The 13,074-nt window shown below is 60.3% G+C and carries 11 protein-coding genes; 10 read left to right on the top strand and 1 reads right to left on the bottom strand.

What is annotated here, in order from left to right; all coding sequences use genetic code 11:
• The first annotated feature begins 2 nt into the window (after positions 1-2).
• Positions 3-1,304, top strand: a complete 1,302-nt coding sequence (locus VGB22_02515) for a LeuA family protein (protein ID HEX9750153.1) — start codon at positions 3-5, stop codon at positions 1,302-1,304.
• Positions 1,304-2,050 (top strand): hypothetical protein, encoded by a 747-nt coding sequence (locus tag VGB22_02510; GenBank protein ID HEX9750152.1) that lies wholly within the window; start codon positions 1,304-1,306, stop codon positions 2,048-2,050. The genes VGB22_02515 and VGB22_02510 overlap by 1 nt, the downstream gene beginning before the upstream one ends.
• Positions 2,051-2,058: 8 nt before the next feature.
• Here VGB22_02510 and VGB22_02505 read toward each other — a convergent pair whose 3' ends face one another.
• On the bottom strand, positions 2,059-2,745 hold the full coding sequence (locus VGB22_02505; GenBank protein ID HEX9750151.1) for a zinc ribbon domain-containing protein: 687 nt from the start codon (positions 2,743-2,745) through the stop codon (positions 2,059-2,061).
• 167 nt (positions 2,746-2,912) lie between these two features.
• On the opposite strand from VGB22_02505, the gene VGB22_02500 reads away from it, so the two are divergent.
• The 8 genes from VGB22_02500 (at position 2,913) to VGB22_02465 (ending at position 12,629) form a co-directional block, all read left to right on the top strand.
• Complete coding sequence (locus tag VGB22_02500; protein ID HEX9750150.1) at positions 2,913-3,359, top strand: hypothetical protein; 447 nt, start codon at positions 2,913-2,915, stop codon at positions 3,357-3,359.
• A gap of 35 nt (positions 3,360-3,394) precedes the next feature.
• The gene (locus VGB22_02495; protein ID HEX9750149.1) at positions 3,395-3,967 is read left to right on the top strand and encodes a transposase; all 573 of its coding nucleotides are present in this window, start codon (positions 3,395-3,397) and stop codon (positions 3,965-3,967) included.
• A gap of 446 nt (positions 3,968-4,413) precedes the next feature.
• Positions 4,414-5,481 (top strand): 3-isopropylmalate dehydrogenase, encoded by a 1,068-nt coding sequence (locus VGB22_02490; GenBank protein ID HEX9750148.1) that lies wholly within the window; start codon positions 4,414-4,416, stop codon positions 5,479-5,481.
• Between the two features lie 221 nt (positions 5,482-5,702).
• Entirely contained in the window at positions 5,703-6,512 is an 810-nt protein-coding gene (locus VGB22_02485) for a carbon-nitrogen hydrolase family protein (protein HEX9750147.1), read from the top strand.
• Positions 6,513-6,590: 78 nt separating this feature from the next.
• On the top strand, positions 6,591-8,405 hold the full coding sequence (locus VGB22_02480; GenBank protein ID HEX9750146.1) for a chloride channel protein: 1,815 nt from the start codon (positions 6,591-6,593) through the stop codon (positions 8,403-8,405).
• Positions 8,402-9,007: a molybdenum cofactor guanylyltransferase gene (locus VGB22_02475; GenBank protein HEX9750145.1), complete on the top strand. Its 606-nt coding sequence runs from the start codon at positions 8,402-8,404 to the stop codon at positions 9,005-9,007. Before VGB22_02480 ends, VGB22_02475 begins: the two co-directional genes overlap by 4 nt.
• Positions 9,000-10,247 carry a gephyrin-like molybdotransferase Glp gene (gene glp / locus VGB22_02470; protein HEX9750144.1) on the top strand — a complete coding sequence of 416 codons (1,248 nt, stop codon included), beginning with the start codon at positions 9,000-9,002 and terminating at the stop codon, positions 10,245-10,247. The genes VGB22_02475 and glp overlap by 8 nt, the downstream gene beginning before the upstream one ends.
• A gap of 78 nt (positions 10,248-10,325) precedes the next feature.
• Positions 10,326-12,629, top strand: coding sequence for an efflux RND transporter periplasmic adaptor subunit (locus VGB22_02465; protein ID HEX9750143.1), 2,304 nt, complete (start codon positions 10,326-10,328; stop codon positions 12,627-12,629).
• The last annotated feature ends 445 nt before the right edge of the window (positions 12,630-13,074 follow it).

Here is a 13,074-nt window from a genome sequence, read left to right as displayed (position 1 = left end):
GCATGGCGAAGACGCCGACAATCGACAAACTGATCTACGATTGGAACGTCCACGCAGCGGATGTCGCCGACTCGATCCGCGACGTCGAGCTCGACGATGAGACGTTGCGCGACGGATTGCAAAACCCCTCGGTGACCGATCCCCCTGTTGAAAAAAAGATCGAACTGCTGCGGCTGATGTCGTCGCTCGGTATCGACGCGGTCAACCTCGGTCTCCCCGGCGCCGGACCGCGCGCCCGCGCCGACATCACGCGCATGGCCGAAGTGATCCGCGATGAGAAGCTCGGACTCTTTCCCAATGCGGCAGTACGTACTGTCAAAGCCGACATCACCCCATTGATCGAGATCGTCCGGAAGACCGGATTCGCGATCGAGGCCGCGGCATTCATCGGTTCCTCTCCGATCCGTCAATACGCCGAGGACTGGACCATCGATCACATTCTCAAGCTGACTGACGACGCGGTCCGGTACGCGGTCGACAACGGGCTCCCGGTGATGTACGTGACCGAGGATACGACACGCTCCCGTCCGGAGGACCTGAAGCGACTGTATACGTGCGCCATCGAAGCCGGAGCGCGACGCATCTGCATTGCCGATACGACCGGGCACGCGATGCCGTACGGCGTCCGCAATCTCGTGACATTTGTCCGCCAAATCGTCGCCGACTCCGGCGAGGATGTCAAAGTCGACTGGCACGGCCACAACGACCGCGGATTGTCGGTCGTCAATACGCTGGCGGCGATGAAGGCGGGCGCCGATCGCGTGCATGCCACCGGCCTGGGGATCGGCGAACGGGTCGGCAACACGCCGATGGACCAACTGTTGGTGAACCTGATCCTCGACGGCATCTCCGATCGGAACCCGTCACGACTGGGCGAGTATGTGCGACTGGTCGCGGAGATGTGCGATGTTCCCTTGCCGCACAACTATCCGGTCTTCGGCAATGATGCGTTTCGCACTGCCACCGGAGTCCACGCCGCTGCGATCATCAAAGCGCGGAACAAGGGCGACGACTGGCTTGCTGACCGCGTGTACTCTGGCGTTCCCGCCGGGATCTTCGGATTGCGCCAGAAAATCGATATCGGGTTCATGTCGGGTGTATCAAACATCGTCTACTGGCTGCGCGAGCATCAAATTGAGCCGGAGAAAAGACTGGTCGATGAAATCTTCACCGCCGCCAAGCAGCACAACAAGAACCTCACCGAAGATCAAATCTGGGGAATCGTGAAATATCACCAGTTCGAAAACGAGACGCTGCTGACCGACACGCTCGACGAATGGAAGCAACGGATCGCAAAGAAGTGATGAACCGCTCTCGCGCCTCCGACTGCCTCACCCCATCCCTCTCCCCGTGGGAGAGTGTTCGGGTGAGGGTTTTTGTTTGTGTAGCCGCTGCCATTTTTGTCAGTACACAGGCAATCGCCCAGCCCATCATCCCGGAGAAGGGCAAAACCGCGGTCACGGTCGCCGGATCGTACATATCCAATTCCGCCTGCGACGGCACGTCGTGGCAGATCGGGGCGTCGTTCTTCGGACGAGTCGACGTCGGCGTCGAGTATCTGAACCTCGGCTATGACGAAGACGACTTTCTCGACATGGATGACAAGTCTGTCATCGGACGAGTGGCAATCCATGTGTTCTCACCGGGTGCTGTGCGGCCGGGGCTGGCGCTGTCGGGCTTTCTGCAATTGAACAAGAACGAAGAGGGGAACCCCGGGTTGCTCGATGGTGATCGCGATAAGACGTTCGGACTGGGCGTCTGGTTGTACAAATCGATTGCTCTGCCGTTGGTGATCGGCATCATCGGCCGGGCCGGTGTCGAATACTCGACCGCCGACCGCAACCGCGAATCGGTATTTGGGTTTAAGGACGATTTCAGCAGGAATTCATTTGCCTGGACAATCTCGGCGACGGCCACACGGATGCTGCATCCGCTGGGCGACTTGTATCTGACACCAGCGGTGACCTTCAGCGACGACATCACGACCTACTCCGGCGACAGGACCACGCTGCGTGTGACGGGCGGATATGTCTTGTCGCTGCCGATCTGAGACCGGACTCAGAAGATGATCGCTGTCAGCACGATCTTGGTCAGCCAAGTCGAGATGAGCAGCACGATCGGCACCGAGACCGCCGCTGCGCCATCGGAGAGGCCGCTGATCTTCGTACAGCCGGTGTAGAGAATGAGCACGCAGTACGACGCGACGAAGACCCACATCAGCGCCATCACCTCGAAATTGCCCATTCCCAACAACCCGGCCAACAAGGACATCACCGCGACCGGCATGGTCGCCGCCCCCGCGACAAATGCGTCTCCGCCGAATCCCGGCCGCGAGGCGCCCCCCGATCCGACCTTGCGCACGATCAGCAGCGTGACAAATGTGGCGAGATAGGCAGCCGCACCGCCCAGCGGCACTCCGAAGTAATCGATCAGTTCGGGACTGAGAAGCCAGACCCGACGGACGAACAGCAGCGTCCCGATGGTCATCGCGATCACAAAGATGACGCCGAACGCGATTCCCGCGCCGAACGCACGCTTGTCGCCCAGCTCGTTGTACGACTGCGCCAGTGTGCCGACCGGATTGACCGCGAGCCGTCCCAAGACGCGCATCGCGTCGCGCGAGGCGGCCTGCGCCTGTTCGGCGGCACGTCCGGCGGCCGCGCCCACGCTCGCCACCGATTTGCCGCACATCCCGCATGTTGACGCTCCGGCTTCAATCTGCGCACCGCAATGTGAGCAGAACATATCGGTTCCCTCCGAATGCCCCGTCTGGGGATGTGCAGAATCAAGATCAACGACGTGGAAGCGTCAAGATCGATCAATCCATCCCGGCAGACCACTCGACCCACAAATCGTTGGACACTGTCAGATGAGTGCGATTCATTGTGCCAGCTACGCTTTGGACTGAGCCCATGCCTTGGTCATATGAGGTCGATACAACGCAGGGAATCGCCTACTCGGTCGCATCCGGCGCAATCACCGACGGCGACCTCGTCGCGCACCAGCGTTCACTCACCGACGACCCGGATTTCCATCCAAACATGCTCCAACTCCTCGATTTTCGTTCGACCACCGAGGTCAAGGTCACAACGCAGGGCGTCAGGGCGGTCATTGCAGGAAATCCATGGAGTGAAGGCGCCAAACGCGCATTGGTCGCGCCGAAGGATCTGGTCTACGGCATGGCACGGATGTTCGAACTGGGCCGCATCGATCCCAAAGACGAGTTTTGCGTCTTCGTACGATGGCTGAAGCGCGGGCGTGGCTGGGGTTGCCCCCCGAAGAGACGGCGACGTGAATCTGTACTTGTGGCCCTGACGCCCTCGTCAGGGCTTGCATGGGCCACTCCGAAAGATGATTGACCCTACCCGTAGTCATCTCAGACCTTGCGAGCACAATGCCCCGTCGCAGCTACAACATTCCCGGCCACGCTCATCTGCTGACCTTCTCGTGCTTTCACAAACACCAGTTCCTCACCGACGACAAAGTGCGTCGCCATCTTGCCGACTCAATCGACCTGACCAGACGTCTCGAAAACTTCACGCTCTGGGCGTACGTCTTAATGCCCGACCATGTGCATCTCCTCGTTCATCCCGGAAGCGACGTGTACTCGATCCCAAGAATCCTGAATCGCATCAAGAGCCCCGTCGCACATCATTTCGTGCATGAGTGGAAGGAAACGGCGCAACAGCGTCTTCGACTGATGCTGGCACGGCAGGGCAAACGTGTTGTGCATCGACTGTGGCAAGCCGGAGGCGGACACGACCGCAACCTGACTGACTGGGATGCGATTGCCAATGCAATGGACTATATTGAATGGAATCCGGTGCGGCTCGGACTGGTGGCGGAACCAACGGATTGGACTTGGTCGAGCGCAAGGTCGCGCGCAGGACATTCAGATGTTCCATTGGTCATCGATATTGTTGCAGAAGCTGCTCGGTTGATCGATACTGAGCTTTGCAAGCCCTGACGAGGGCGTCAGGGCCACGGAGCCGCTGGGGCACAAAGTCGAGCTAACCTCAGCCAGGATGTCACGATGACTGTTCAATCGTCAAAACCGAGATTCCGGCTTTTGGACACTGACATCCCTGACCTCCCGGCCACGGGACAGATCATGGCTACAATTGAGTACCAACCCAGCGGACTACTCATTCACTTCGTGGATGAGGACAGTAATTACCGTGGAGCGGACTTTGAAATAATGGCCCCGAGGGAACGGATTCTTGGTGTGGAAATACGGTCGCTCGATTCGAGGCGCGGCTCCATTATGAGGCTGATTCTGTCCGATCCTGAGGGGGTAGTCGATCGTTTCGTGGCCGAATTCGAAGCAGTTCACAATTACTATATGAAATCATTAATGAAATGCGTTGAGGAAACCTACGGAATCACTCCGAAGGTCACTCATCCCACTGAGTGATGATCCCCATACCTCACCGCATTGCTGTCATAGGTGGAGACGGCATCGGCCCCGAAGTCACCGCCGAGGCAGTCAAGGTCGTTCGTGCGGTTGCGAAGGCCGGAGGGTTCGCTGTCGAGTTTGAGGAATTCCCGCACGGGACCGATCATTACCTCGCGACCGGCGAGCTCTTCCCCGACGATCTCCGCGAACGCATCCGCACGACCAAGGACGCGGTCCTGCTCGGCGCGATCGGCGATCCGCGGGTCGAACCGGGGCTGGTCGAGCGGCCGATTATCATGGGGATGCGCTTTGGTTACGACTTGTATGTCAACCTGCGGCCGATCAAGCTCTATGCCGAGCATCTCTGCCCCATCAAAGGCAAAACACCCGCCGACGTCGACATCGTCGTCGTGCGTGAAAACACCGAGGATCTCTATGCCGGACTGGGCGGCATTCTCAAGCGAGGCACGCCCGACGAGGTCGCGGTCGCCGAGATGATCTTCACGCGCAAGGGATGTGAGCGGGTGATCCGCTATGCCTTCGAGACCGCGCGCAAACGCGCCAAGCAGAAAAAAGTCACGTTGGTGGACAAGGCCAATGCCATCCGCGCCATGGACATCTGGACCCGGACATTCGCCGAGGTCGGCGCGGAATACCCCGACATCGAACAGGACCACGCCTACATCGACGCTGCCTGCATGTGGATGATCAAAAATCCGGAGTGGTTCGACGTGGTGGTGGTCTCCAATATCTTCGGCGACATCCTCACCGATTTAGGAGCGATGGTGCAGGGTGGCATGGGAATCGCCGCATCGGGCAACATTCATCCCGGACAAATCTCGATGTTCGAGCCGATCCACGGCTCCGCGCCCAGGTACAAAGGCAAAAACGTGGCGAACCCACTGGGCGCAATCGCCGCGGGCGCCATGATGCTCGATTATCTGGGTGAGGCGAAGGCGGCGCAAAAGATCGAGCATGCGATCGAGCAATTGCTCGTCACCCGCAAGATTCCCTCGCTGGGCGCCGATTCAGGGCTCTCGACTTCGCAGATCGGGGATTTGGTCTGCGAGACGATTGTATCGTAGGGTGGGTCGCAGGTCCCGTATTCGGGCCTCCGCCCATCATTTGCGGGATCGGTGGGCTGAGCCGTCCCTGCAAATCCGAAGTCCGCTGGTCACTCTACAACTCATTCTCTCGCAGAATCTTCACACCGCGTCAAGCCGCCATCGTATATCTCTGGGGCCCGTGAAACTCGCGAAGTGCTCCAACGTGTAAGGAAGAGACCTCACCGTCGACAGAGACATCCATGGTCGTTTCAGTCGCCGCCTTGCAGTTCCCAGTCGGAGTCCCGCTCGGACTCGAGGATTTGCTGTACCTATTTCGCCGCAAGCCGGACTTCATCTGCCTTCCGGAGTACTTCGCGGTCCGTCGCGACGCGGAGAGCCATCGCGACGGGACCGACTCCATCCGGCAACAGCTCGACTTCTATTCCCAAGTATCGCGCGATTTGCAATGTGTGCTGATCGGCGGCACGATCGCGCACCCGGCCGAAGGCGGATTCGCCAACATCGCGACGGTATTCGACAGTGGCGAGCCGGTGGGATTCTATCAGAAGATGAATCCGACCGATCACGAGAAGCGGCGCGGGATCATCCCCGGCGACGAGTACAAGACGTTTGATGTGCGCGGTCTGCGAATCGGCGTGCTTATCTGTGCCGATGTGCTGACCGGCGACTCGTTTGCCGCCATGGCCGAGATGGGCGCCGACATGATCTTCGCGCCGACGGTCTCGCCGTATCGGACGGGGGACACGGTCTTTGCCAAGCAGAAGCGTGATCAGGAAATCTTCGTGGCCGGCGCACGGCGCGCATCGGCGTACGTGGTCAAGACCTGCGGCATCGGCACGATTTTCGGGGGTCGCTTGCAGGGACGCTCTGGCATCTTTGCTCCGTGGGGAATCCTCAAGAACGTGACACCTGATAGCGAAGACAAAAAGCTCGTGCTCACCGAGGCGCTGGACATCGCCGAAATCCGCGAATTCGCCGGCCAGGTCAGAACCCTCAGCGAACGGGAAGCCCCGTCTCCTGCGTTGATCGCACAACAGTCACACTCATAGTTCAAAAACCGGCTTGTAGCGCCCATCGTCGGGATTAGATTGGGAGCCCGGCGTGTCATACCTGCGCGAGGCCGACCGTTGAACTTTTCCATCTCCGACAAGCTGCCGGTCGATCCCAAATGGCTGTTGCCCTGGTCGCGGCACTGGTGGCGTCCGACCGGACCAACGGCCCTGATCGCCTTGGCGGTGCTGGTCGGTCTGATGACCGGAGTGGGCGCTTCGATCTTCATCTGGCTGGTGGAGACCTCGCGCGAGTTTTTCTTCGGCTACAGCCGCGAGCTGCTCACAAAGACGGTCCCTTTCGACTGGCGCTTCTGGGTCCCGATCGTACCGTTGGTCGGCGGGCTATTGGTCGGTCCGATTGTGTACTACTTCGCCCGTGAAGCGCGCGGCCACGGTGTTCCTGAAGTCATGGATGCGGTCGCACGGCGCGGCGGGCTGATCCGTCCGCGGGTCGCCGCCGCCAAGGGGGTCGCGTCGGCAATCTGCATCGGCTCGGGAGGATCGGCGGGACGCGAAGGTCCCATCGTCCAGATCGGGTCGGCGATCGGGTCGATGATCGGCCAGCGGTTCCGGATGTCGGCGGACTTGGTGAAGATCCTCGTTGGCTGCGGCGCGGCCGGCGGGATCGCGTCGGTGTTCAACGCGCCGATCGCGGGCGTGCTGTTTTCGCTGGAGGTCATTCTGGGCGACTTCGGCATCGGCGCATTCGCCCCGGTGATCATCGCCTCGGTGGTGTCCTCGGTCGTCTCGCACGCGTTGCTGGGCAACAACCCGGCCTTCTCGATGCCGAAATACGCGCTCGTTTCGGCCTGGGAGATTCCGCTGTACGCGCTTTTGGGCGTGCTGGCGGCATTCACCGCCCGGGCATTTGTCAGGATACTCTACAAAGGAGAGGACCTCTTCGAAAAACTGCCCATACCAGGAGTCCTCAAGCCGGCCGCCGGCGGGCTGCTGCTTGGACTGCTGGGGCTGTCGTTCCCGCAAGTCTTCGCCGATGGTTATCAGACGATAACACAGGTGCTGGCGGGCGAGGGCGTGCTTTGGCTTCTGGCTGTGTTGGTTGTTGCCAAAATGATTGCCACGACCCTGACCCTCGGATCCGGGAACTCGGGCGGTATCTTCGCCCCATCGCTGTTTATGGGGACATGCCTCGGCGGCGGCTTCGGGCAATTGGTCCACGGCTGGTTTCCGGCAGTCACCGCGACGCCGGGGGCGTATGCCGCCGTGGGCATGGGGGCGGTCGTAGCGGCCGCCACGCACGCGCCGATGACCGCGTTGATGATCATCTTCGAGATGACGCGCGATTATCAAATCATCCTGCCGTTAATGGTGGCCACCGTGGTGGCGACCATGATCGCGATGCGCATGGCCCCCGAATCGATCTACACGCTCAAACTGCTGCGGCGCGGGATCGTCCTGCGTCAGGGACGCGATATCAATGTGCTGGCGAGGCACCATGTTTCGGAGGTCATGCAGAAGGATTTTGCAACGATCCTACAAACCATGCGCGTGCCGGAGATTCTGCGAGAATTGGAATCCAGCGGCCAGTCGGATTTCATGGTCGTCGACGACCAGGGACGGCTCGTCGGCGTTGTAGGGTTCCAGGACCTGCGCGTCGTGCTGGCCAAGCCGGAGATCGACACGCTGGTCATTGCCTCCGACATCATGCGGCCAGTCCGATACAAGCTGTACCCCGATCACCATTTGACCGAGGCATGGGATCTGTTTCGTCCCGATGAAGTCGGCGCGGTGCCGGTCGTGGATCGCCAAGACGAGGGTCGGATTGTCGGCATCGTCACGCGCGGCGCGATCACGGCGTTTTACAATCGCTGCCTGGTCGAAGACATGGCGCCTATGGGACCGACATTTCATCCGACGATTCGGTCATGACGAGGCGCATGGAAGAAATCGCCGGGTTGGTGCTGATCGGGGGCCGGTCGGAGCGGATGGGACGCGACAAGGCGCTGCTCGAGCTGGGCGGCCGCCCGCTATGGCAGATCGCTGCGAATACGCTCTCGCCGCTGGTCGGATGCGTCCTGTTGGTGGGAAACGTCAACGTGCCCGGTACCGGCTCGGCAACTCGGCGGATCGACGATGACCCTCCCGGGCTCGGGCCGCTGGGCGGAATCGTCACGGGGCTGGAGAAATCCGGATGCGCGCACCATCTTGTGCTCGCAGTCGATTATCCGATGGTCACATTGGAGTTTCTGAGATTGTTGCTCGATTCAGCGGATGGATTTCAGGCGGTCTGCGGACAATCCGCCACGCACCTTGAGCCCCTCGTGGCGTATTATCACGCCGATTGCGCGCCGGTCGCGCGCACGATGATCGACTCAGGGGAAATCCGAACGCACAAACTGTTCGAGCGTGTGAGATCGCGGATCATCACTGGACCAGAGTATGGAGCGGTTGATCCGCAGCGCCGTTCGCTGATCAATGTCAATACACCCGATGATTTGAAACGCGTCTCTGTGCTCATGGCCGATGAATAAGAAAGGTTCCACTTTCCAGTCACGCATCAGAAGGACCTCGCTGGAGGCGTTGCGACGCCGCGTGCTGCGCTCGGTGTCGCCGCTACCCGCCGAGTCCATACCGATTTCGAAGGCGCGGGGACGGGTGCTGGCGATCGATGTGCGTGCGCCGGGCCCGCAGCCGCCATTCGACAGATCGGCCATGGACGGATTCGCACTGCGATCCGTCGATACTGAGAGTGCGTCAAGCAGGCGACCCGTCGCGCTCGCTATCGTCGGCACGATCGGCGCGGGACACTCAAGCAGAGTCGGGCTACAGCCACATACCACGCTCCGCATCATGACCGGTGCACCCTTGCCATCGGGTGCCGACGCGGTCGTACGCGTCGAGTTGGTCCATGAACGGAACGGTATGGCGTCGATCGGCCGCTCGGTGGCACCGGGCAACGATGTGCGCCAGCGCGGCAGCGACTTTCGCAAAGGCGAGAGAATCCTGCAGCAAGGGTCGATGTTGGGACCCGCGGAGGTCGCGATGCTGGCGTTGCTGGATCAGACCAGAGTCAAAGTTCATCGACGGCCGAAAGTCGGCGTGCTTTCGACCGGTGACGAACTCGGCGAAGTCGGAAGGAAGCGTGCATTCGGACACATTCCCGATTCGAATCGTTATGCGCTGTTGGCGCAGGTCGAATCGGCGGGGTGCATCCCAGACGATGCGGGGCGTTGCCGTGACGACACGCGTCTTCTGCAAAAACGGCTGACTGCATTGGCGCGCGCGTGCGATTTCATCGTGACGACCGGAGGTGTCTCGGCGGGCGACTTCGATGTCGTCAAGCTGTTGTTTCGGGAGATCGGCGGCGTCGATCTGTATCGCATTCCCATGAAACCCGGTCGTCCGCAGGCATTCGGCACGGTTCGCGGCGTCCCGTATTTCGGCTTGCCCGGCAATCCGGTCTCGTGCATGGTCGTCTTCGATTTTCTCGTGCGACCGGCGCTCTCCAGGATGGCGGGACGTCGACAACTCGATCCAATGACGATTCCCGCAATTGCGGAGTGCGACTTCACTCACAAGAGCCGTCACTGGGAATTTCCCCGGGTCATCGCCGAGCAACGGGACGGTCAGTGGCGATTGCGGCCGACCCGTTCGCAGCGCTCCTCCGATCTGAAGTCGATGACCGATGCCGACGGCTACGCCGTGCTGCCGCCCGATCAGGACGCACCGCGTCGCGGCGGCACGGTGCAATTCGTTCCGTTCGCGACTTAGACGCATCGCGCAACAACAAAACGTCTTGCCGTTGCAACGGCGGGCGCGTTACTCTCTCGCTGGCGGGGAGACATTCACATGAGTGAGCGCCTTCTGAGACTTCGCTCAGATTTGATCGTGCACGCCGAATCCGACGGTGCGCGCACCCTCTATGTGGTCAAGGACCCACTGACCGGGCGCTTCTTTCGCCTGCGCGCTCCTGAGCACTACATGCTCACGCGCGCCGATGGGGGCACCTCAATCGCCGAGGCGGCGAGACTCACCGAGGAACGATTCGGTATCAAGCTGCGGCTGGAAGTCGCGCACCAGTTCTTCGAGCGGATGGAGCGGCTGTTGTTTTTCGAGGGACCGGCACTGGAACGTTATCGCAACAACCCGATCCATATTCGGCGGCGATCGCTCTGGATGATACCGATCAAAGCGTTTGATCCCGACGCCGCTCTGTCACGATGGGTCAGGCGTTTGCGTTTCCTTTTCGCGCCGGGATCGGTCGTCATCGTGCTGTTGTTGATGGCCGGTGCTACCGCCATTGCGTCATCGCAGCAGTCGCTGTGGCAATCGAACCTCGCCGATATCTGGCGTTTGACCTCGATTCCACTCGTGCTCGCCGCCATTTTCGTCATTGCCATCGTGCACGAATTCGGACACGCGCTGACGTTGAAATACTATGGCGGCAGCATCCATGAGATGGGATTCCTGCTACTCTATTTCCAGCCGTCATTCTACAGCAACATCTCCGACAGTTACTTGTTGAGTGGGCGCCGTCCGCGTGTCTATGTCGGGCTGGCGGGGCTGTTTTTTCAGGGGCTTTTGACGGCCGTGGCGGTCTTCATGTGGCGGGTTGTCGAACCGGGGAATTGGCTCTCGGATTTCCTGTGGGTGATCCCGGCGATCTCGCTGTTACTGTTTCTCTTCAATCTCAATCCGCTGATCAAGCTGGATGGTTACTATCTATTGGTGGATGCGCTCGGCATTCCCAATCTCCGCGATAAGTCGTTTGCCTACTGGCGCGGCGTGATTCACTCCTGGCTCTGGGGCCGGGCGCGCACGCTGTCGACGGACGAGACACGCCATCGGTTGGCGTATCGAATCTATGGCATCGCTTCGGCGCTGTACACGGGCGCTCTGGTCGGCTGGCTGGGGTATCACGCCGTGCGCTTCCTCCACGGCCACTGGGGTTTGGCGGGAGTGCTCCTGCTGTTTGCCTCGGTGATGGCGCTTGCCATGACATCGGGCTCCGCCAAGTCCGACACACGTGCGGAGTCGTCAGGGGATGGTGCCGAAGACGCACAAGCCCCGACGAGTCTCGCTAAGCCGATTGTCGTCTGGGGCACGATCATCCTTGTCGTTGCTCTGTCGTTTGTGATCAAGCTGGAACGGCGTGTCGGATCGCATTGCGAGGTCGAGGCGAGCGCGCGGTACACGGTGAGCAACTCGGCGAGCGGAACCATTGAGACCGAATTATTTATCAGCCACCCGCAGGAGCGCCGCGAGCGTTCCGTCGTGCAGGCGAACGCCGCCGATTTCTCGGTCATCGCCTACGAGCTGCGGGCCGCGCCGAATCAACCGATCGCGCGCGGCGACACGCTGCTGGTGATCTCCTCTAATCGGTACCGTGCGCTGCTGATGCAGAAGACCGCGGAACGCGATCGCATCATCGCCGAGCGCAGTGTTCTTGTATCCGGACCACAGAAAGACAGGATCCTTCAGTTGCGCGCCGAACTCTCCGAGCTGGAAGCACAGGTCGGCAACAAGCAGGCGGAACTGGATCGTGGGCAGCGTCTGTTGGACCGGCAACTGATCGCGCAGGAGCAATTCGACGCGCGCCGCACCGAGCGGGAAATGGCCGGGTCGGCGCGTGATGCCAAGCAGAGCGAGTTGGACCTCCTGATCGCCGGACCCAAGGCGGAGGAGCTGGCGGTCAAGGAAGCGCAGATTGCCGCGCTTGATGCCGAGGTCGAATTTCTGCAGATCCAGATCGCGTCCTCAACGATCCTGTCACCGATCGAGGGAATCGTCACACGCGTCGAGCATGATCGCACCCTCGTCGAAGTGGCCGATCTCGATCCGGTCCGGCTGCGATTGTATGTCGATCAGGACGACATCGCCGATGTGGGACACGATGCACCAGTGTCGTTGAAGGTGCGTTCGCGACCGCGCGACACGTTTCATGGCCGCGTCATCACCATCGCCAGCCGCGCCGATACCGCCAGTTCACAACGCGAGTTTCTGGTCACGACTGAACTCGATAACGCTGCGCGTCTTCTTCAACCTGGCATGACCGGATATGCAAAAGTCGCGTGTGGTAAGCGGCCCATCCTCTCGTTGGTCGCCCGGCGTTTGATGCACTTCATCCGGGTCGAATTCTGGTCGTGGTGGTAGCTCCTCAAGATCGTTACGCCGCGATGTAGTTTACACGTCCGGTAGTGCTTGCCTGGCAACGTTATACCACATCCTGTGTCCATATTGTGCTTGCTGGTCCCGCGCGTTTAATGAATCGCTATCGACGCTTGACGTATCGGCCAGCGCGACATATGTTTATTCGGAATCCGAAGGTGGAATCTCGCTTACTTGTCCCGCCGACGGGTCCTGCCTGCGGCGATCTATTTCCTATCTTGCAGTGCTTGGACGTTGGAGGTCAATCAATTCCCGCTGCGTTAACATGCAGCGGTTGTGCATGTTTGGAGTCAGAACGAAACAGGACCAAGTCGGGAGGATTCATCGAGATAGATGATTGATGTCGTGCAGATATGAGTCGGCGGGTGTCCGGCTCAGTCAACCACCTGAAACCCCAAGAAGAAGGGAGGTGAGTTGATGGAGGTCTACA

The sequence above is a fragment of the Candidatus Zixiibacteriota bacterium genome (assembly GCA_036397555.1).
GTDB lineage: Bacteria > Zixibacteria > MSB-5A5 > WJJR01 > WJJR01 > DATKYL01.
Note: the sequence above shows the minus strand (reverse complement) of the source record. Positions and strands in the feature narration are given on the sequence as shown.